General features: G+C 73.4%; 18 protein-coding genes. 7 read left to right on the top strand and 11 right to left on the bottom strand.

All coding sequences use genetic code 11. The annotated features are described in order from the left end of the window. The first annotated feature begins 223 nt into the window (after nucleotides 1–223). Nucleotides 224–1,033, top strand: coding sequence for an SGNH/GDSL hydrolase family protein (locus Q0963_RS00090; RefSeq protein ID WP_299440629.1), 810 nt, complete (start codon nucleotides 224–226; stop codon nucleotides 1,031–1,033). Nucleotide 1,034: 1 nt separating this feature from the next. Here Q0963_RS00090 and Q0963_RS00085 read toward each other — a convergent pair whose 3' ends face one another. Together Q0963_RS00085 and Q0963_RS00080 are read right to left on the bottom strand one after the other, a co-directional pair. Beyond that, nucleotides 1,035–1,958, bottom strand: a complete 924-nt coding sequence (locus Q0963_RS00085; protein WP_299440626.1) for a universal stress protein — start codon at nucleotides 1,956–1,958, stop codon at nucleotides 1,035–1,037. 98 nt (nucleotides 1,959–2,056) lie between these two features. Beyond that, on the bottom strand, nucleotides 2,057–2,530 hold the full coding sequence (locus tag Q0963_RS00080; RefSeq protein WP_299440623.1) for a cupin domain-containing protein: 474 nt from the start codon (nucleotides 2,528–2,530) through the stop codon (nucleotides 2,057–2,059). A 61-nt stretch (nucleotides 2,531–2,591) separates the two neighbouring features. Here Q0963_RS00080 and Q0963_RS00075 point away from each other — a divergent pair, with 61 nt between their 5' ends. Together Q0963_RS00075 and Q0963_RS00070 are read left to right on the top strand one after the other, a co-directional pair. Further along, entirely contained in the window at nucleotides 2,592–3,698 is a 1,107-nt protein-coding gene (locus Q0963_RS00075; RefSeq protein WP_299440620.1) for a LuxR C-terminal-related transcriptional regulator, read from the top strand. 47 nt (nucleotides 3,699–3,745) lie between these two features. Then, nucleotides 3,746–4,651 carry an NAD(P)-dependent oxidoreductase gene (locus Q0963_RS00070; RefSeq protein WP_299440617.1) on the top strand — a complete coding sequence of 302 codons (906 nt, stop codon included), beginning with the start codon at nucleotides 3,746–3,748 and terminating at the stop codon, nucleotides 4,649–4,651. Here the strand turns inward: Q0963_RS00070 and Q0963_RS00065 are convergent. From Q0963_RS00065 to Q0963_RS00045, 5 genes are all read right to left on the bottom strand, one after another. Next, a complete protein-coding gene (locus tag Q0963_RS00065) occupies nucleotides 4,648–7,845 on the bottom strand; it encodes a DHA2 family efflux MFS transporter permease subunit (RefSeq protein ID WP_299440614.1) in 3,198 nt (1,065 codons plus the stop codon). The genes Q0963_RS00070 and Q0963_RS00065 overlap by 4 nt on opposite strands. 266 nt (nucleotides 7,846–8,111) lie before the next feature. Further along, the gene (gene ychF, locus Q0963_RS00060) at nucleotides 8,112–9,197 is read right to left on the bottom strand and encodes a redox-regulated ATPase YchF (RefSeq protein WP_299440610.1); all 1,086 of its coding nucleotides are present in this window, start codon (nucleotides 9,195–9,197) and stop codon (nucleotides 8,112–8,114) included. 217 nt (nucleotides 9,198–9,414) lie between these two features. Next, nucleotides 9,415–9,921, bottom strand: a complete 507-nt coding sequence (locus Q0963_RS00055) for an NUDIX hydrolase (RefSeq protein WP_299440607.1) — start codon at nucleotides 9,919–9,921, stop codon at nucleotides 9,415–9,417. Nucleotides 9,922–9,931: 10 nt separating this feature from the next. Beyond that, the gene (locus Q0963_RS00050; RefSeq protein ID WP_299440604.1) at nucleotides 9,932–10,897 is read right to left on the bottom strand and encodes a serine hydrolase; all 966 of its coding nucleotides are present in this window, start codon (nucleotides 10,895–10,897) and stop codon (nucleotides 9,932–9,934) included. Between the two features lie 18 nt (nucleotides 10,898–10,915). After that, nucleotides 10,916–11,401, bottom strand: a complete 486-nt coding sequence (locus tag Q0963_RS00045; protein ID WP_299440601.1) for a glutathione peroxidase — start codon at nucleotides 11,399–11,401, stop codon at nucleotides 10,916–10,918. Nucleotides 11,402–11,515: 114 nt separating this feature from the next. On the opposite strand from Q0963_RS00045, the gene Q0963_RS00040 reads away from it, so the two are divergent. Further along, complete coding sequence (locus tag Q0963_RS00040; protein ID WP_299440598.1) at nucleotides 11,516–12,712, top strand: DNA recombination protein RmuC; 1,197 nt, start codon at nucleotides 11,516–11,518, stop codon at nucleotides 12,710–12,712. Between the two features lie 24 nt (nucleotides 12,713–12,736). On the opposite strand, the gene Q0963_RS00035 is transcribed toward Q0963_RS00040, so the two are convergent. From Q0963_RS00035 to Q0963_RS00025, 3 genes are all read right to left on the bottom strand, one after another. Next, entirely contained in the window at nucleotides 12,737–13,984 is a 1,248-nt protein-coding gene (locus Q0963_RS00035) for a mechanosensitive ion channel (protein ID WP_299440595.1), read from the bottom strand. Nucleotides 13,985–14,114: 130 nt separating this feature from the next. After that, nucleotides 14,115–14,570, bottom strand: a complete 456-nt coding sequence (locus Q0963_RS00030; protein WP_299440592.1) for a GNAT family N-acetyltransferase — start codon at nucleotides 14,568–14,570, stop codon at nucleotides 14,115–14,117. A gap of 25 nt (nucleotides 14,571–14,595) precedes the next feature. Further along, the gene (locus Q0963_RS00025; RefSeq protein ID WP_299440589.1) at nucleotides 14,596–15,609 is read right to left on the bottom strand and encodes a 4-hydroxy-3-methylbut-2-enyl diphosphate reductase; all 1,014 of its coding nucleotides are present in this window, start codon (nucleotides 15,607–15,609) and stop codon (nucleotides 14,596–14,598) included. Between the two features lie 77 nt (nucleotides 15,610–15,686). Between Q0963_RS00025 and xseA the strand changes: the two genes are divergently transcribed. After that, nucleotides 15,687–16,937, top strand: coding sequence for an exodeoxyribonuclease VII large subunit (gene xseA / locus Q0963_RS00020; protein ID WP_299440586.1), 1,251 nt, complete (start codon nucleotides 15,687–15,689; stop codon nucleotides 16,935–16,937). Nucleotides 16,938–16,963: 26 nt separating this feature from the next. Beyond that, nucleotides 16,964–17,203 carry an exodeoxyribonuclease VII small subunit gene (locus Q0963_RS00015; protein ID WP_299440583.1) on the top strand — a complete coding sequence of 80 codons (240 nt, stop codon included), beginning with the start codon at nucleotides 16,964–16,966 and terminating at the stop codon, nucleotides 17,201–17,203. Between the two features lie 16 nt (nucleotides 17,204–17,219). Here the strand turns inward: Q0963_RS00015 and Q0963_RS00010 are convergent, their stop codons facing one another. Continuing rightward, nucleotides 17,220–17,768, bottom strand: a complete 549-nt coding sequence (locus Q0963_RS00010; RefSeq protein WP_299440580.1) for a dihydrofolate reductase family protein — start codon at nucleotides 17,766–17,768, stop codon at nucleotides 17,220–17,222. Nucleotides 17,769–17,961: 193 nt separating this feature from the next. Between Q0963_RS00010 and Q0963_RS00005 the strand changes: the two genes are divergently transcribed. Further along, nucleotides 17,962–19,356: HNH endonuclease signature motif containing protein (locus tag Q0963_RS00005; RefSeq protein ID WP_299440577.1), on the top strand; the 1,395-nt coding region annotated here is incomplete at its 3' end.

The following is a 19,356-nucleotide window of genomic DNA, read 5'->3' as shown; positions in this document are numbered from 1 at the left end:
GGCCGACCGGAAGCGAGCGGGGGTGTGGCGCCCGGCACCGGTCGGGGTGGAGCAACGATCCCACCTCGGCCGGAGCCACGGGACTCTCTTGGTAAAGATTTCTTAAAGTGTTAAGGCCGGGCGCGGCCCTGCGCTCGGGTTGCGGACCGGCCCTCCGGAGGTGACGGTGAGGGCCCGGGGCGGGGCGCTCGACCGCCCGCGACCCCGCACGAAGGAGTGCCCGTTGCCCGTCCGTTCCCGCTCCCGGTCCCTCGCCGCCGCTGCGGCCCTCCTCTGCACCCTCGCCCTCGCGGCGGCACCGGCGGCGGTCGCGGCCGAGCCGGACGAGTACGTCGCGCTCGGCGACTCCTACGCGGCCGGCAACGGCACCGGCTGGCCGGACCTCAGCCTGTCCTGCTACCGCAGCAGCCTCGCGTACGCGCCGCTCATCGCGAAGGCCAGGCCCAACACGAGCCTGCGGTTCCGCGCGTGCTCCGGCGCCGAGACCGGCGACGTGACCGGCGGGCAGACCGCGGCGCTCTCCGCGGGGACCGACTTCGTCACGGTCAGCATCGGCGGCAACGACGTCGGCTTCGCCGACCTCATCCTGTCCTGTGTCAACACCTGGGACGAGCCGCTGTGCCGCTCGACGGTCGCCAAGGTCGACGCCCGCATCGACGGCCAGCTCCCCGCCAGGCTGGACGCCACCTACGCCGACATCCGCGCTCGCGCACCGCAGGCGACGGTCATGGTCATCGGCTACCCGAAGCCGTTCGGCACGAACGTCTCGTGCGGCCAGGCCTCCGGGGTCAACTCCCGGGAGGCCCCGCTGCTCAACGGGGTCGCCGCACACCTGGACGCGGTGGTCAGGGACCGCGCGACCGCTGCGGGCTTCACGTACCTCGACCCGGTCCCGTCGTTCACCGGCCACGACGTGTGCGCCGCGACCCCCTTCGTGTGGGGCAAGAAGGCCGGCGTGCTCGACATCTACCACCCGACCCGGGCCGGCTACCGCGACGGGTTCCTGCCCCTCGTCCGGGCGGTCATGGGCTGACTCAGCGGATGACGGCGACGGGGGTCTTCGCCTGTTGGACGACCGTCCGGCTCACACTGCCCAGGAGGAGCCCGGCGAACCCGCCCCGGCCCCGGCTGCCAAGGACCACCAGGTCGGCTCCGATCTCGTCGGCGACACCGAGCAGGGTGTCGGCGGCGCGTCCCCGGCGCACGACCACCTCGACCGGCACCTCGGGGTGCTGGGCCTGGGCAGCCTCCCGGGCGGCCCGGGTCGACTCCAACAGTCGTTCCTCGACGCGCTGCGCCCGCGGCCCCGGCTCGGTCACGACGATCCCGTCGTCCACCTCGACGGTCCAGGCGGTGACGACGGTGACGGTCCCACCGGCCGCCGCGGCCTCGGCCACGGCGTACGCCAGGGCCCGGGCACCCGGCTCGCTCCCGTCGGCTCCGACGACGACGCGATGCGGCTGCACCGGCGGCATCGCCTCGGGGACGACGACGACGGTCCCGTGCGAGTGGGCCACGACCGCGAGGGCGGTCGACCCCAGCACGAGCCGGTGGAGGCGGCTCTGGGACACGGCACCGAGGACGACGGTGGCGTGCTCGGACATCGCGACCAGGACGGCCGGCGGCGAGCCGACCGGGGTGTGGATCTCGACCTCGAGCCCGTCGTACCGGTCGCGGACCTGAGCGGCGACCGCGCCGAGGCGGTCGCGGGCCGCGGCCTCCAGCTGCTCGCCGAACCGGGGCGCCTCGGAGACGAGCATGTCGTACGACGTGAGTGAGACGCCGACCTCGACGACGTGGACGAGGTCCAGCCGGACGCCGTGCCGGGCCGCGGCGGCCGCGGCCCAGGCCACGACCGCGTCCTCGTGTGCCGAGCCGTCGAGTGCGGCCACCACCGCGGGCGGGCCCGTGTCGGGGACGAGGGGCTGCGGGGCTGGTGTGGTCACGTCGTCGTCCATGACCCCAGTGTCCTCCGCCGCACGAGGGGGCGCCGTCTCTTGGCTCACATCCACGCCGCCGGGGCCCCGACCCGGGCAGCAGCCCGCCGGCGCTCGGGTCAGCCGAAGGTCAGCCCGTACCGCTCGATGATCGGCCGGGTCGCCTCCTCGTCGCCCTCGCAACCGTAGGGCTCGACGAGCGGGCCGAGGTCGACGTCGTCGCCGGCGGTCCCGATGAGGCGGAAGGCCTCCTCGAGGCCTCCGGGTGAGATCAGCTCCAGCACCCGCGCCGGCTGGTCCGCGGCGTTCCAGAAGGTGTGCCACTCGCCGCGGGGCTTGACCACGAAGTCGCCCACCTCGGCGACGTGCTCCTCGCCGCCCCCGTGGTACCAGACCCGGCCCTCGAGGATCAGGCCGAACTCGTCCTCCCGGGTGTGCCGGTGCATCGGGGCCGCGATCGACCGAGGCGCCAGCAGGTGCTCGACCACCGCCAGCCGGCCACCCCAGTCCTTGGAGTCCACGAGGAACCGGTCGCGGCAGCCGGCGACCGCCCCGAGCACCTGCCCCTGTCCTTTTCTGATGATCGTCGCCATGGCTGCAGCATCACCCACCCGTCCTCGCCCGAGAACTCCCGAAATCTGGTACTCCTGCAGGATGGTCGACCACGCGGCCCTGCTGGACCGGCTCGAGCGCGCCTGCCGTGCGAGCGCGGACCTGGTGACGCTGTGGCGCGCGAGCACCGGCCTGCTCGCGACCGCCGTACCGCACTTCGAGGCGCCCTGTTTCTTCACCGTGGACCCCGAGTCGCGGCTCGTCACCAGTCATTTCCAGGAGGGCCTGCCCGAGATCCCGGCCGCCTGGCTGGGCCGCGAGTACGCCGAGCGTGACTACAACTCGATGACCGAGGTGCTCGTGTCGCCCGAAGGCTTCGGCACCCTCCACGACGCGACGGGAGGCAGGCCCGAGCTCGCCCGCAAGTACCACGAGGAGATGCAGCCCAACGGGTGCGAGCAGGAGCTGGTCGTCGCCCTGCGGACCCGGCACGGGGAGCCGTGGGGTGCCATCGGCCTCTACCGCGAGAAGGGGCGGCCGTTGTTCGAGCGCCGCGAGATCGACTTCGTGCGCGCGGCCGCCCCGGCCCTCGCCGAGGCCGCCCGCCGGACCCTGCTCGCTGCCCAGGCCGAGGAGCCCGACCTGCCCGCCGCCCCTGGCCTGGTCGTGCTCGACGACGCCCTCGCCCTGGTGTCGGCGTCCCCGACGGCCGCATCGTGGCTGCGCGAGCTCGGTGGTGACGTGCAGGCCCTGCCGGCGCCCTTCATGGCCGTGGCGGGGAGCGCGCTCGGCCCCGACCCGGCGTCGGCGGTCGTCCGCGTCGTCGGGGCGAGCGGCACGTGGCTCACGGTGCACGGCACCCGGCTCGACGGGCCGGCGGGGCGCCAGGTGGCCGTCGTCCTCGACGCGGCCCAGCCGGCCCACCTGGCCGCCGTCCTCATGCGGGTGTACGGACTGACGGCCCGCGAGCAGGAGGTGACCCGGCTCGTCATCCGGGGTGCCACGACGACGGTGGCGGCCCGCCGGCTCGCGATCGCCGAGGACACGGTGCAGAAGCACGTCCAGAGCGTGTTCGGCAAGACCGGCGCACGGAGCCGGGGCGAGCTGGTCAGCCTGCTCTTCCGGACCCACTACGAGCCGCGGGTCCGCGACAACGAGCGGCGAACGGCGACCGGGCGGCCCTCCCGGCACGGCCCGATGCCGGGCTGACGGGCGGCCCGAGGCCCTGCGGCGGGCACGGGTGGTTTGATCACGGCATGCGCATCTTCTTCACGGGCGGCAGCGGCAAGGCCGGCCGACACGTCGCGACCCACCTCGCCGATCTGGGGCACCACGTCACCAACGCCGATCTCGTGCCGCTGCGGCACCCGGCCGTCACGGACCTGCGGGTCGACCTCACCGACGTCGGCGAGACGTACTCGGCGCTGGCCGGGCTGGCGTCCTTCGGCGAGCTGGACCTGCCCGAGAAGCCCTCCTACGACGCCGTCGTGCACTTCGCGGCGGTGCCGGCGATCCTGCTGACGTCCGACGCCCGGACGTACGCCGCGAACGTGCTCAGCACCTACAACGTGCTGGAGGCCGCGACCCGGCTCGGTGTCCGCAAGGTCGTGTTCGCGTCCTCCGAGACGACCTACGGGATCTGCTTCGCCCAGGGCGAGCGCCGGCCGCAGTACCTGCCGGTGGACGAGGAGCACCCGACCGTGCCCGAGGACTCCTACGCGATGTCCAAGGTGGCGAACGAGGTGACCGCCCGCTCGTTCCAGGCGCGCACCGGGGCCGACATCTACGGGCTGCGGATCAACAACGTCATCGAGCCCCACGAGTACGCCGAGCTGTTCCCGGCGTTCCTCGCCGACCCGTCGCTGCGCCGCCGCAACATCTTCGCGTACATCGACACCCGGGACCTGTCCCGGCTGGTGCAGCGTTGCCTCGAGGTCGACGGGCTGGGCTACGAGGTCTTCAACGTGGCCAACGCCGACCTGTCCGTCGCGGCGACGACCGACGAGATCCGGGACCGGTTCTACGACGGGGTGGAGGTGCGCCAACCGATGGGGCGGGACGAGACGTTCTACTCCATCGACAAGGCCCGCGACCTCCTCGCCTACGCGCCCGAGCACTCGTGGCGCGACGTCCTGCCGGACCCGAGGGCGCCCGCCACCTAGATCCCAGCGGTCTCCGGGAGGTCCCGGATCTCCCGGACCTCGAGGGCCGGGTCCGGCGCGAGGACGGGCTCCCCCAGGGCGCCGCCGGTCTGCTCGAGCAGCGCCCGAGCGGCCGCGCGGCCTGCCGCGACCATGGGGTCCAGCTGATGGAACTCCAGGAGGCCGACCCCCATCGACGCCGGGCTCACGACCCACGCTCCACGCCTCCGGGCGGCCTCGACCGCGCCACCGCTGCCGATCATCATCGTCCGCATCAGCGTCTCCCCGAGGGCCGGGACCCGCTGGCGTCCGGCGCGCGGCCGGCCACTGCCGCCGGTGCCGATGCTCACGGCCACGACGGGCCCCTCGTCGCGCTGGACGAGGAGGTCGGTGGGGAGGTTGTCCAGGACGCCGCCGTCGACGAGCAGGCGGCCGTCGTCGGTGGGGATGGGCGCGAAGAGCACCGGCAGCCGGGCCGAGGCCAGGACCGCGTCGACGACGGACCCACGCTCGTGTACCTCGCGGGTGCGCGCCGCGAGGTCGACGCTCACGACGCGCAGCTGGCGCGGTAGTCCCTCGATGACGGTGTCGGCGCCCAGGGCGCGCACCAGGGCCTCCTGGACCCGGCGGCCCCTGGCGAGGGCGTGCACCGGCGCCTGCCAGTCGCTGAAGGGGCTGCGCCGGACGAACTCGGCGTAGCAGGCCGCCTCGAGCGCGTCGCCGTCGAGCCCGGTCGCGTGTCCGGCGGCGATGACGGCCCCGATGCTCGCCCCGCAGACCCGGTCGACGTGCAACCCCGCGTCCTCGAGCTCACGCAGGAAGCCGACGTGGGCGAACGCCCGCGCCCCGCCGCCCGCGAGCACCAGCCCGAGTGAGCGGCCCGCCAGCCGGTCCGCCAGCGCGCGGACCCCCACGGGAACACTGCCCTCCACGACGGTCACCTGCCACGCGTCGACCGAGCGGGACCAGGCGGCTAGGGCGACAGGCCCCGGGTCCGGGCCGACGAGGACGACCTCGGGTCGCCGGGACGGGACGACGGTCGGCGTGGTGGTGGGTGGTGCGTGGTCCGAGCGCGCGACGAGGACGACGGTGTCGGCCTGGCGGACGCACCCGTCCCGCCAAGCGACGTCGTCGGGCCCCGGGCCACCGGCGGCCACGAGGACGACCCGGGCGTGGTGCGCCTCGGCCCGGATCAGGCCGTCGGCGTCGACCCGCCCGGGCGCCACGACGTCGAGATGGGTCGCCATCCGCAGGGTGAGCGCGTCGGCAACCTCGGCCGCAGGAGCTCCGGCGTGGGCAGCGACGACGGACACGACCGTGGTCCGCTCCGGGCCGGGGGCGTCCGAGCGGCCCCCGGACGTCCGGAGCCGCTCCGCGACCTGGCGCAGCACGAACCGGGTGGCGTCGGCGTCGTTGTCGAGGACGGACTCGAATGCCGGGCGAGGCAGCTCCAGGAGTATGGAGTCGCGCAGGGCCCGTACGGTGGCCGAGCGCGGCTCATCGGTGAGGAGCGCGAGCTCACCGAGCACCTCACCCGGGCCGATCTCGCGGATCCGGCGGGTGCCGAGCAGCACCTCCAGTCGGCCGCGGCGCACGACGAAGGCGGAGCCGGCAGGGTCGCCCTCCCGGACGACGTCCACGCCGGCCGGCACCTCGAGAACCCGCGCTGCGTCCTCGAGGCGCCGGCGCGCAGCGCGCGGGAGCCCCGCGACCAGCGGGACGCTCGAGAGGTCGGTGGTGTTGCCGTTCGGCGGCGCGGCGGCCGTCCGGTCCTCCTGCGGGTCGGGGCGGTGGACGACGGGCGGGCGGTGGTCGTCCTCGGCCGCCTCGTCGACCGTCGAGGCCAGCCGCCCGAGCGGCAGGGCCACGACCGCGACGACGAGGAACGCGATGATCGACAGCACCCAGCCGTCGCGGAAGGCGTTGACCGCCGTCGCCGGCGTGGGGTCGCCGAGGATGACGACGAGGACGGCGATGCCCAGCACTCCGCCCAGCTGGCGGGCGCTGGAGCTGACGGCCGAGGCCGTCGCGTAGCGCCCGCCCGGAACGGCGGCGAGCGAGGCGCTCCCGAGCAGCGGCAGCGTGGCGCCGACACCGATCCCGCTGAGGACCTGGCCGGGCATCCACTCGGCCCAGAACGCGGGCTGCAGGCCCACCCGCTGGTGGTACCAGAGGTAGGCGGCGGCCCAGCACAGGGCACCGGGGACGACGAAGAAGCGGTAGCCGTAGCGGTCGGCGAGCGGCCCGAGCCGCGACGCCACGACGGCCGCGACGAGGGCTCCGGGGACCAGGGCCAGCCCGGCCCGCAGCACGTCGTAGCCCCAGACGTACTGGAGCCACAGGATGTTCGTCAGCAGGTAGGCGTAGAAGCCGAACCCCGCGACGACCGTGGCCGCCGTGCCGACGTTGAAGGAGCGGACCCGCAGGAGCAGCGGGTCGATGAGCGGGGACCGGTGGCGGCGCGAGCTGACGACGAAGCCGGCGAAGAGCGCGGAGGCCGCGAACGCCGACCCGAGCGTCGAGGTGCTGGCCCAGCCCCAGTCCGGGCCCTTGACGATCGCGAGGTTCAGCAGCGCCAGCGACGCAGCCAGCGTTGCGGCGCCGGCCAGGTCCGGGATCAGCCGCCGCCCGGGGGCGCGGCTCTCGACGAGCTGGCGACGGGCGATGAGGACCGCGGCCACGCCGAACGGCAGGTTGACCAGGAAGGCCCATCGCCAGCCGCCCAGCTCGGTGAGCGCGCCGCCGATCGGTGGCCCCAGCCCGGCCGCGACCGCGGCGGAGGCGCCCCAGAGCCCGATGGCGTGCGCGCGCCGGGGCCCGGGGAACGCCGCGATGACCAGGGCCAGTGAGGCGGGGACGAGGGCGGCGGCGCCGAGGGCCTGGAGGACCCGCGCCGCGACGAGGAGCGGGACGGACGGGGCCAGGCCACACAGGACGGAGGCCAGGGTGAAGACGACGACCCCGCCGATGAACGAGCGGCGGCGGCCGAGCAGGTCGGTGAGCCGCCCGAAGACGATGAGGAAGGCCGCGAAGACGATGTTGTACGCGTTGAGGACCCAGGACAGGCCCCCGATCGTCACCGTCGGGAAGTCTTCGCGGATCGAGGGGAACGCGACGTTGACGATCGTGGCGTCGAGGAAGGCCAGGAACGCGCCGAAGCACGCGACGAGGAGGATCCGGGCAGCGGGCACGCGCGTCGACGCCGTTGACGCCATCCGCCCCTCCTCGCTGAGCCCTCGGCCCCTGACGCTAGGGGCGGCTCCACGCGCGCGGAATAGCCCAGGAGGACTACCCGGGGATCGACGCGGTCACGAAGGGTCCGCACCGCATCCCGCCTCTACTTCTGGCGATCTGCGGTACTCCTGGTGCGGTGGCGCCAGGAGTACCGCAGATCACCAGGACCACGGGGCCGTCCTGGCTCCGCCGCCGGGCGACGTCGTCGGGGGTCAGCTGGCCACGACGGGGTCGGGAACGCGGCGAGTCAGACGTTGAAGCGGAACTCCACGACGTCGCCGTCCTGCATGACGTAGTCCTTGCCCTCGATGCGGACCTTGCCGGCGGACTTCGCGGCCGCCATCGAGCCGAGCTCGTCGAGGTCCTCGAAGCCGACGATCTCGGCCTTGATGAAGCCTCGCTGGAAGTCGGTGTGGATGACCCCGGCCGCCTGCGGCGCGGTCCAGCCCTGGCGGATCGTCCAGGCGCGGGACTCCTTCGGGCCGGCGGTGAGGTAGGTCTGCAGGCCGAGGGTGTGGAACCCGGTGCGGGCGAGCTGGTTGAGCCCGGACTCCTCGGCGCCGAAGCCCTGGAGCATCTCGAGCGCCTCGTCGGGCTCCATCTCGATGAGGTCCATCTCGAGCTTGGCGTTGAGGAAGACCGCGTCGGCCGGCGCGACGAGGGCCGCGAGGCGGGCGTGCAGGTCGGCGTCGGCCAGCTGGTCCTCGTCGAGGTTGAAGACGTAGATGAAGGGCTTGGTCGTGAGCAGGCCGAGCGCGGATGCCATCGCGAGGTCCACCCCGGCCGCGGCACCAGCGGCGTACAGGGTCCGGCCCTCCTCGAGCACCTTCTGGGCCGCGAGCGCGTTGTCCAGGAGCGGCTTGGACTCCTTCTTGATCCGCGCCTCCTTCTCGAGCCGGGTGACGGCCTTCTCGAGGGTCTGGAGGTCGGCGAGGACGAGCTCGGTGTGGATGGTCTCCATGTCGGACTCGGGCGAGACGGCACCGTCGACGTGGACGACGTCACCGTCCTCGAAGGCCCGCACGACCTGGCAGATGGCGTCGGCCTCGCGGATGTTCGCGAGGAACTTGTTGCCCAGGCCCTCCCCCTCGGAGGCGCCGCGGACGATGCCGGCGATGTCGACGAAGGACACGGTGGCGGGCAGGATCTTCTCGGACGAGAAGATCTCGGCCAGGCGCCCCAGGCGCGCGTCGGGCAGCGGGACGACACCGACGTTGGGGTCGATGGTCGCGAAGGGGTAGTTCGCCGCGAGGACGTTGTTCTTCGTCAGGGCGTTGAACATCGTGGACTTCCCGACGTTGGGAAGCCCGACGATTCCGATGGTGAGCGCCACTGCGCGTCCTCTCTGAGACCACGTGCGAGACGCCGGCTCCGAGCACGGCGCGACCACCCATCGTGCCGCACGGGTCGGGGGCGGACGAAATCAGCGACCGCGGCCGGGCCGGTCGGTCAGGCCGTGAGCGCCGCGACGACGATGTAGCCGAGGATGCCGAGGCTCACGAGGACGAGCGCCCCGAGAAGGACGAGCGCCAACCGGTGCTGGTCGTTCTTCACGCGGGGGTCTCGCTGTTCTCGAGGTAGAGGGTGGTGCCCGACGGGACGGCCGCGACCGCCTCGAGCATCCGGGCCGTGTACGGGGCCACGTGCTCGGCGGCGTCCTGCGGCCGCACCCAGTGGGCGCCGGCGATCTCGCGGCGGAGGAACTTCGAGGGGTCGAGGTCGCCCTCGAACACCCCGAGGTCGAAGAGGAACAGGTGGGCGTCGTCCCAGCCGCGCCACGGCGGCAGCCAGTTGACGACGACGAGCCCCCGGCTGACGACCTCGAGGCCGAGCTCCTCCTCGATCTCGCGGACGACGCAGACGGCGGGCGGCTCCCCCGGGTCGACGACCCCGCCCGGCAGGTCCCACTCCTGCTTGTACGACAGTTCGCACAGCAGCACCTCGCCGGCGGGGTTGCGCAACAGCCCCTGGGCGATGTTGCGCTTCTTCGGGAGTCGCGCGTTGAGGATCGCGATCCGGGTGCGGCGGTCCTGCTCGGACTCCTCACGACGCGCCATGCGAGCGAGGCTACCTGCCGCTGGCGTGCCCCAGCGCCTCGAGGAGTCCGAACGCCGCACGGTCCACCGACCGCGCCGTCGCGCTGACCAGGGCCACGCCGGTCCCGGCGCTCCGGTCGACGCAAACCATGCTCCGGAAGCCGCCGGTCCCCCCGTTGTGCCAGGTCACGGTGCGCTCGCGCAGCCGCAGGACCATCCACCCCGCACCGACCTGCAGGCGCTCCCCGCGCATCGTCGCGACCGGGTCGAGCGCCTCGATGCCTGGGGCGGAGCCGTCGAGGAGTGCGGTGACGAGCCGCTCGAGGTCCCGCGCCGTGCAGCGGACCCCGCCCGCCGGGCCGAGCGCTTCCCCGGTCCAGGCCTCGACCGGTCGCCCGCGCCGGGAGGTCCCCGTGGCGGCGTGCGGCCCGAGCTCGACCGGTCCCGAAGGGATGGTGGCGCCGTCCATCCCGAGCGGCTCGAGGACCCGAGCACGGAGCAGGTCACGGTAGGAGACGCCCTCGGCGGCGGCGAGCGCGTGCCCGAGCAGCATGAAGCCGAGGTTGGAGTACCGCGGCCTCGGTCGCCGTAGGGGGGTGCGGCGGGCGCTGTCGAGCAGCCCGGCGAGGTCCTCCCCGTACGGGTTGCGGCCATGGACCATCAGGCCCCACTGGCCCCGTAGGCCCACCCCGCGGGCGAGCCGCGGGAGCCCGGAGCAGTGGGTGGCGAGCGAGCCGAGCGGCACCGCCCCGATCGCGTCACCGACGTCGAGGAGCCCGCCCAATGGGGTCTCGTCGCTGACGACGCCTCGGCTCCGGGCGTCGGCGAACAGGAGTCCGGTCAGGCCCTTGGACACCGAGCCGATCTCGACGTCGGCGCCTGGGTCGAACCCCCGCACAGCCGTGCCCGCGACACCGTCCGACACCTCGACCGCGAGGAAGCGCGGGTGCCGCCGGCCGAGAGCCGCGGCAGCGCGGTCGACGAGGTTCCCGGGCATGGCCCGAGCGTAGGCCGCTCAGGCCGCGAGGGCCTTCTCGATGGCGCCGGTCAGCTTCTCCGGCTTCGTGCTCGAACCGAAGCGGGTGATGACCCGGCCGTCTCGGCCGACGAGGAACTTCGTGAAGTTCCACTTGATCTTCCGGCTGCCGAAGGCCCCGCGGGCCTCGGTGGCCAGCCACTCGAAGATCGGGTGTGCGTCGGGCCCGTTGACCTCGACCTTGTCGAACAGCGGGAACGTGACGCCGTGGTTGACCCGGCAGAACTCGCCGATGTCCTCGGCGTCGCCGGGCTCCTGCCCGCCGAACTGGTTGCACGGGAAGCCCAAGACGACGAGACCCTGGTCGCGGTACTCCTGCCACAGCGCCTCGAGCCCGTCGTACTGGGGCGTGTACCCGCACTGCGAGGCGGTGTTGACGACGAGCACGACCTGGCCGGCGTACTCGTCGAGGGTCTGCGGGGCTCCCGACAGGGTGGTGGCGGAGAAGTCCTGGAGCACGGGCACGGTGGCGTCCTTTCGATGGGCGCCACGGCAGGTCGCGGCGTCGGGAGTGGTTCGGACCCGCGGCGGAAGCGGATTGCCGGGCCCTGTCGGTGCCCGGTGGCACAGTCTGCAGGCATGGACGGATGGGTGTGGGCGCTGGTGGGTCTCGTCGTCGGGGCGGGGGCCGCGTGGTCGGTGGCGCGGCTCGTGCATGCGGCGCGGGCCGCGTCGGTCGAGACCGAGCGAGACCTGCTGCGCGAGCGCGTGCTCGACCTCGAGGCCTCGCTCGCCGAGGACATGGAGACCGCCGCGCTCCTTGCGCCGCTCAAGGATGCCCTCGTGCGGGTCGAGCAGCACGTCGGGGTCCTCGAGCGCGACCGGGTCCAGCAGTTCGGCTCGCTGCGCGCCCTGCTCGGGCGGGTCGAGGCCGAGACCCAGGGGCTCGGCAAGGCCACCGCCTCGCTCGCCGGGTCGCTGCGGTCCTCGTCGGTGCGGGGCGCCTGGGGCGAGGTCCAGCTGCGCCGCGTCCTCGAGGCGTCCGGGATGCTCGCGCGCTGCGACTTCGACGAGCAGGTCACGGCGGTGAGCGCGCACGAGCGCACCGTCCGCCCCGACGTCGTCGTCCGGCTGCCGGGGCGCAAGTCCCTCGTCGTCGACGCCAAGGCACCGATGACGCACTTCCTCGACGCCCAGGCCGAGGACCTCCCCGACGACGAGCGCACCGCCCTGCTCGGCCGGCACGCCGCCGCGCTGGCCGCCCACGTCGGGGCGCTGTCGGCCAAGGAGTACTGGTCCGCGTTCCGCGACGGCCCCGAGCTGGTCGTCTGCTTCGTCCCGAGCGACGCGATGCTCGCCGCGGCGATGGCGGCCCAGCCGGCGCTGCACGAGAAGGCCCTGACGCAGCGGGTCGTCCTCGTCGGGCCGGGCTCGCTCCTCGCCCTGCTCCGCACCGTCGCCTTCACCTGGCAGCAGGACGCGCTGTCACAGAGTGCCCGCGAGCTGCTCGACCTCGGCCGCGAGCTGCATGCCCGGCTCGGCACCCTGGGCGCGCACACCGCCAAGGTCGGCCGCAGCCTGCAGAGCAGCGTCGAGGCCTACAACGCGATGGTCGGCGCCCTCGAGTCGCGGGTGCTCGTCACCGCCCGGCGGATGCGCGACCTCGAGGTCGTCACCGACGACCTCGACGTCCTCGAGCCGGTCCGATCGGGCCCACGCCCGCTGACGGCCCAGGAGCTCATCGACGCCGTCACCGCCCCCGACGACCGCCCGCAGCTCGTCCTCGACGAGGGCGACGACGGGCCGGGCACCGCGGCGGGCGCCCGGGTCGGGTGACCCGGGCGCCCGCTGTGGCGCGCGTCAGACGAGGGGGGTGTCCGGCGGCGTGCTGCTGGCGGTGCCAGTGGTGCTGCCCGTCGAGGAGCCGCTGCTCGTCGACGTGCTGCTGCTCGTGGGCGGCTCCGGCGCGCGGCTGGCTGCCCGCTCCAGGTAGCGCCCGGCCACGTCCCGGCCACCCAGCCCGAAGGCCAGGGCCGCGGCGGCCGCGGTGCCGATGACGAGCGAGCCGAAGGCCAGCACGATGATCTCGGTCGCGATACCCATGAACGACAGGCCCATCGCGACGAAGAGGACGATCGTCGCCCACTTGATCACGAGCGCGGCCGTCCCGCTGAGGATCCGGCCCAGGAGGTTGGCGAGGAAGAACCCCGCGGCGATGACCGCGGCTCCGAAGAGCACCTTCCCGCCGAGCTCGAGCACCTGCTGGAGGAAGCGGGTGATGACCGGGAAGTTCAGCAGCTGGGCGGCCATGACCGCGAAGAACAGGACGATGGCGACCTGCACGACCCGGGTGATGACCGGAACCGCGCTCCGGCCCTCCGGCAGCACGTCCAGCTCGCGCAGCGCCCGGTCGGTGCCGACGCCGTCGAGGATGTCCCCGAGGATGCCGGCGGCGAACCGCGCGATGACGACACCGAGCGCCAGCATGATGCCCGCCGCGATGATGTTCGGGATGGCGTCGAAGATCGTCTGGAGCATCCGCTGCGCCGGGTCGGAGATCGAGGAGATCCCGAGGATCTGCAGCGCCGCGATCGCGACGACGATCATGATGAGCGCGTAGAGGATGAGCGCCAGGGTCCTGGCGATGTTCGTGTTGCCGGTCAGCTCCTCACCGCCGGCCCGGCCGAACCACTTCTGGAACGGCACGGCCTCAAGGGCGGTTTCGACGAGCTGGCGCACGATCTTGGCCAACAGCGCGCCGATGACGAAGACGACGATGGCCCCGATGAGGTTGGGCAGGAAGTTCATCACTCCGGTCAGCAGGGCCTGGATCGGCGAGAGCACCGAGCCGAGCTCGAAGACCTGGAGTACGGCGATGAGGCCGAACAGCCAGATGAGGAGCGAGGCGATACGGCCCAGGGTGGTCCCGAGCGACTGCCCCTCCGCCCCCTTCCCGCCCAGCGCTGGGACACGGGACGCGAGTCTGGAGAACGCCCAGACGACGGCTTTGGCAAGCAGCCAGGTGATGAGCAGGATGACGATCGCTGCTCCAACTTTGAGCAGGATCTGTCCCCAGTCGAGGTCGGCCAGAGCGTTCGAGTCGTTCATCGCAACATCCTTCGTTCGATGGCGTCGTCCCTCGACCGTATCGAGGTGTAGGGCAGACCGATACCCCGTCGGTCACATCCGTACACGCCGACGGACGCCGCAAACTCGGGCTGCTGGAGCCCGATCCGTGTCAGAGATCGATCTCGTAGTGGTAGGCCGTGGGTCCGTCGATGCCCTCCGTGGCGTGCAGCCCCTCGCTCTCGTAGAGCCGTCGGGCCTCGACGTCCTCCTCCGTCGTCGCGAGCCCCAGATAGTCGCAGCCTCTGTCCCGGGCCCGTTCGAGGCCGGCTCGCAGCAGGGCACGCCCCAGACCGCGGCGGCGGGCGGCGGGGTCCACCCACAGCTCGGCGAGGTACGCCTCGTCGGCGTCGCTCCAGAGCGAGGGCCGGTACTGCAGGACGCACACGCCCGCCTCCTCAGCGACCAGGACGTCGGTCGCGCCGGCAGCGACGAGGCCCGCCAGCCGGGCCGCGAGAGCACCCGGACCGGGCGAGGAGTCGTCGTAGGCGGTGTTGAACTCGTGCAACAGCCGGCCGGCCAGGGCTAGCGACTGCGGCGTGGTGGCGAGGGCGACACGTTCGTCCACGGTCGGCCCTCCTCGGTCCAACGGCTCAGTGCAGCGACCCGGCGTCGGCGAAGCTGGCGTCGTGGCGCATCTTGTCCGACATGCCCGCTGCCTTCAGCTCGCGGCGGATCTCGTTCGGGAGGGAGAAGATCAGGGACTCCTCGGCCGCCGTCACGGCCTGCACGTCCTCGAACCCGTGCCCGGCCAGGTAGTCGAGCACACCGCGCACGAGCAGCTCGGGCACCGACGCGCCTGAGGTCACCCCCACCGTGCGCACCCCCTCGAGCCACGACTCGTCGATCTCCTCGGCGTAGTCGACGAGGTACCCGGCGCGGGTGCCGTGCTCGAGCGCGACCTCGACGAGCCGGACGGAGTTCGAGGAGTTGCGCGAGCCCACGACGATCATGAGGTCGCAGTCGGCGGCCATCTGCTTGACCGCGAGCTGGCGGTTCTGCGTGGCGTAGCAGATGTCGTCGCTCGGCGGGTCCTGCAGGCTGGGGAACCGCTCGCGCAGCCGGCGGACGGTCTCCATCGTCTCGTCGACCGAGAGGGTCGTCTGGGACAGCCACACGACCTTGTCGGGGTCGCGGACGGTGACGTTGGCGACGTCGTCGGGGCCGTCGACGAGCTGGATGTGCTCGGGCGCCTCACCGGCGGTGCCGACGACCTCCTCGTGGCCCTCGTGGCCGATGAGGAGGATGTCGTAGTCGCTGTCGGCGAACCGGACGGCCTCGCGGTGCACCTTCGTGACGAGCGGGCAGGTGGCGTCGATGGTTCGCAGCGACAGCGCCTTGGCCTCCTCGTGGACCACCGGGGCCACCCCGTGGGCGCTGAAGACGACGGTGGCGCCCTCGGGCACCTCGTCGGTCTCGTCGACGAAGATCGCCCCACGCTTCTCGAGCGTGGTCACGACGTGCTTGTTGTGCACGATCTGCTTGCGGACGTACACCGGCGGCCCGTACAGGTCGAGGGCCTTCTCGACGGTGACGACGGCCCGGTCGACCCCCGCGCAGTAGCCGCGGGGGGCCGCGAGGAGCACGCGCTTGGAGGAGTCAGCCATACCTCCACTGTAGGTGGGGCGCGCCGCTCCCCCGAATCGCCGCCACTGCTGACGGTGCCGCTGCCTAGAGTTCCCCCATGACCACTCCGGCGAGGCCCCCGCTGCCCGAGAAGGCCGCCGACACCAGCGCCGAGCATCCCTGGCCGGTGCGCCTGCTCTCGATGAAGATCGGCGAGTACGTCGAGAAGATGTCGGTGCTCTGGGTCGAGGGTCAGGTGGTCCAGCTCAACCGGCGCCCGGGTGCCCGCACGGCGTTCATCACGCTGCGCGACCCGGACGTCGACATGAGCCTGTCGTGCAGCGTCCACGTCAACGCCCTCGACGCGATGCCGGGGCCCCTCGCCGAGGGCGCGCGGGTCGTGCTCCAGGCGAAGCCCTCGTTCTGGACCCAGCGGGGCTCGCTCGTGCTCGACGCCCGCCAGATCCGGCCCGTCGGGGTCGGCGAGCTCCTCGCCCGGCTCGAGTACCTCAAGCGGCACCTCGCCCAGGAGGGGCTGTTCGACCGGGACCGCAAGCGTCCCCTGCCGTTCCTCCCCCGCCGGATCGGCCTCGTCTGCGGGCGCGCGAGCGCGGCCGAGAAGGACGTCGTCGAGAACGCGCGCCGCCGCTGGCCGAGCGCCGTGTTCGAGATCCGGCCGGTCGCCGTGCAGGGGGCGAACGCCGTCGCCGAGGTCACCGCCGCCCTCGCCGAGCTCGACGCGCACCCCGAGGTCGACGTCATCGTCATCGCCCGCGGCGGCGGTGGCGTCGAGGACCTCCTCCCGTTCTCGAACGAGTCCCTGCTCCGCGCGGTGGCGGCGGCCACCACGCCGGTCGTCAGCGCGATCGGCCATGACGTCGACACCCCGCTGCTCGACCTCGTCGCCGACCACCGCGCCTCCACCCCCACCGATGCGGCGAAGGCCGTCGTGCCCGACGCCGACGCCGAGCGCCGGGGGCTCGAGGCGGCCGGCGCCCGCGCGCGTCGCGCTCTCGCGGGCCGGCTCCATCACGAGCGGCGCCGGCTCACCGAGCTCACGAGCCGCCCGGTGCTGGCCGACAAGGGGGCGTTCGTCCGGGTCCAGCGTGACGTCGTCACCGCCCTGCGGGGCCGGGCGCACCACCGCGTCGAGGCGCTCGTCCACCGCCAGCGCGACCAGGTGGCCCATCTGCGCGCACAGGCCCGGGCGCTCTCGCCGCAGTCCACCCTCGACCGGGGCTACGCCGTCGTCAGCACGGCCGCCGAGACCGTCGTCACCGACCCCGCCGACCTCACCCCCGACCAGATGCTGCACATCCGGGTTGCCCGCGGCGACTTCGGGGCCCGGGTCGTCGGGTCCGGCGCGTAGTCGGCACCGGCGCGTAGGCTCGCGACATGCCCAAGGACGCCGCACCCCCCGCGACCCCCGAGGCCACCGGCGCCGACGCCGACGTGGCCGACCTCGGCTACGAGCAGGCCCGCGACGAGCTCGTCGACATCGTCGCCCGTCTCGAGGGCGGGCAGGTCGGCCTCGAAGAGAGCATGCGGCTCTGGCAGCGCGGCGAGGCGCTGGCGGCACACTGCGGCCAGTGGCTCGACCAGGCCGAGGAGCGCATCACCGCCTCCGACGACTGACCCGTCGCCCCGGGCGTCAGCCCGCCCGCAGCGCGTAGGTGAGCAGCACGTTGCCGGCCGAGGTGGGCACGGCCTCGAGCAGCTCCAGACGCGTCACCGGCACCGAGTCGTCGAAGAGCCGCCGCCCGGCACCCACCACCGGGTGCACCGTCAGGGTGAGCCGGTCGACGACGCCCCCGAGGAACATCGTGCGGACGGTCTCGACGCCTCCGACCACCGCGATGTCGCCACCCTCGCCGGCCTTGAGGTCCCGCGCGAAGGCCACGGGGTCCCCGTCGATGCGCGCGCTGTTCCAGCCGAGGTCGCCGTCGAGGGTCGAGGTGACGACGTGCTTGCGCACCGGGTTGATCCACCCGGCGAAGGGGTCGTCGGCAGCCGCTGACGGCCAGTACTCCGACCACTCGCGCCAGAGCTTGCGGCCGATGACGACGTCGGTGACCGGCGCGATCGTCCGGCCCATCCGCTCACCCTCCTCGGGTCCGAACGCACCGAACTGCCACTGGTCGGGCGACTCGGCGACGCCGTTGACGGCGTGGAACAGATGGGCGGTGACGGTGCGTGCCATGACGACTTCCCCTCGATCCGAGCGCCTGCTTCCGCGGCGCCACGCTGGTGGAACAGCACTGTCCCACTCCATCCCGACATGGGCGACCGCGAGCAACCGCCCACCCCACGCTCGGCACGAGATGCCCTCCACCGGAGCCGAATCCCTGTGGACAAATGCTTGTCGTCGTACGGGTGTTCGAGTAGGATGAGGCATGGACAGGGGGCAGCTGAGCAGCCGGATCGCGGCACTGCGGGTGGAGTGCGCGGCGGTGGGCCGGGCACTGGCCGACGGGGGTCGCAGGCTGTCGGCGCAGGAGTGCTTCGAGGTCGCCGGTGAGCTGCAGGGGCTGGTCAACGCGGCCGAGGGGGCGCAGGCGGTGGCGGCGGCGTGGGGGGCTCGGGTCGAGACGACGATGCGGGAGTCGGGGCCGTGGGAGCGGGTGCACCCGGTGGGGTTCGTCGATGCGATGGCGGCGGCGGAGGTGTCGTTGGCGACCGGGGTCACCGAGGGGCTGGCGGGGCGCAAGGCCGCGCTCGGTGCGGCGCTGGGTGAGCGGTTCCCGCGGGTGCGGGAGCTGGTGCTCGCCGGTGACCTGCCGGTCTCGAGTGCGCACAAGGTCGTCGACGCGTGCGCCGGGCTGGACGTCGAGGCGTGTGGGCGGGTCGATGCCGAGCTCGGGCCGCGGCTGGCGGCGATGGACCCGGCCCGGGTGACGTCCGTGACGCGCTCGGTGGCGGCCCGGGTCGCGGCCGGTCAGGTCGCCGCGCACGCGGAGCGGGCCCGGCGCGGGCGCAGCGTGCAGGTCCGCCCGGGGGTCGACGGGCTGAGCGAGTGGTACGCGGCGCTGCCGACGGCCACCAGCGCTGCGGCGTGGTCGGCGGTCGACACCCTCGCCGCCGAGTACCGGGGGCTCGATCCGGGGCTGTCGGTGCCGGAGTCCCGCGCGGACGCGTTCGGGGACCTGCTGCTGCGCACCGTGCAGGTCACCGCCCAGGTCACCCTCGGGGTGCCCGTGGTCACCGGCGCCCCCGACCCGGACCCGGTCGCGACCGTCCGTGAGCGCATCGACCGCGACGACGACGACACGGTGATGGACGCGGTCACCGGTGAGCTGACCCGCTTCGCCGACCTCGATCCGGCCTCCCGCGAGGAGATGTCCTGGGTCGAGCTCGGCCCCCACCCCGACGGCGACATCGCGGCCGTCCTCGCCCCGGTCGGCCCCGGGGTCGCGGTCTCCGGCACCCAGCTGCCCGGGCTCGGCTGGGTCGACGCCACCACCGTCGCCGGGCTCCTGCGGACCCTCCCGTTGGACGTCGCCCGCGCCGTCCTCGACGCCGACACCGGCACCCAGGTCTCCCACACCACCGGCGCCTACCGGCCACCGAGGTCGATGCGCGACTTCGTCACCACCCGCGACGGCACCTGCCGGATGTGGGGCTGCACCCGAGCCGCCGACCACACCGACCTCGACCACACCCGACCCTGGCCCACCGGCACCACCACACCCGCCAACCTCGTCGCCCTGTGCCGGCGACACCACCGGATGAAACACCACGGCCGCTGGCGCCCCACCCTCACCGACGACGGCACCGTCACCTGGACCAGC

Source organism: uncultured Phycicoccus sp. (assembly GCF_947495705.1).
GTDB lineage: Bacteria > Actinomycetota > Actinomycetes > Actinomycetales > Dermatophilaceae > Phycicoccus.
Note: the sequence above shows the minus strand (reverse complement) of the source record. Positions and strands in the feature narration are given on the sequence as shown.

Coding starts and splice junctions, on each gene's coding strand:
- Q0963_RS00085 (WP_299440626.1), bottom strand. CDS start 1,958: ATGGACGACGACGTGACCACACCAGCCCCGCAGCCCCTCGTCCCCGAC.
- Q0963_RS00080 (WP_299440623.1), bottom strand. CDS start 2,530: ATGGCGACGATCATCAGAAAAGGACAGGGGCAGGTGCTCGGGGCGGTC.
- Q0963_RS00075 (WP_299440620.1), top strand. CDS start 2,592: ATGGTCGACCACGCGGCCCTGCTGGACCGGCTCGAGCGCGCCTGCCGT.
- Q0963_RS00070 (WP_299440617.1), top strand. CDS start 3,746: ATGCGCATCTTCTTCACGGGCGGCAGCGGCAAGGCCGGCCGACACGTC.
- Q0963_RS00065 (WP_299440614.1), bottom strand. CDS start 7,845: ATGGCGTCAACGGCGTCGACGCGCGTGCCCGCTGCCCGGATCCTCCTC.
- Q0963_RS00055 (WP_299440607.1), bottom strand. CDS start 9,921: ATGGCGCGTCGTGAGGAGTCCGAGCAGGACCGCCGCACCCGGATCGCG.
- Q0963_RS00050 (WP_299440604.1), bottom strand. CDS start 10,897: ATGCCCGGGAACCTCGTCGACCGCGCTGCCGCGGCTCTCGGCCGGCGG.
- Q0963_RS00040 (WP_299440598.1), top strand. CDS start 11,516: ATGGACGGATGGGTGTGGGCGCTGGTGGGTCTCGTCGTCGGGGCGGGG.
- Q0963_RS00035 (WP_299440595.1), bottom strand. CDS start 13,984: ATGAACGACTCGAACGCTCTGGCCGACCTCGACTGGGGACAGATCCTG.
- Q0963_RS00025 (WP_299440589.1), bottom strand. CDS start 15,609: ATGGCTGACTCCTCCAAGCGCGTGCTCCTCGCGGCCCCCCGCGGCTAC.
- xseA (WP_299440586.1), top strand. CDS start 15,687: ATGACCACTCCGGCGAGGCCCCCGCTGCCCGAGAAGGCCGCCGACACC.
- Q0963_RS00015 (WP_299440583.1), top strand. CDS start 16,964: ATGCCCAAGGACGCCGCACCCCCCGCGACCCCCGAGGCCACCGGCGCC.
- Q0963_RS00010 (WP_299440580.1), bottom strand. CDS start 17,768: ATGGCACGCACCGTCACCGCCCATCTGTTCCACGCCGTCAACGGCGTC.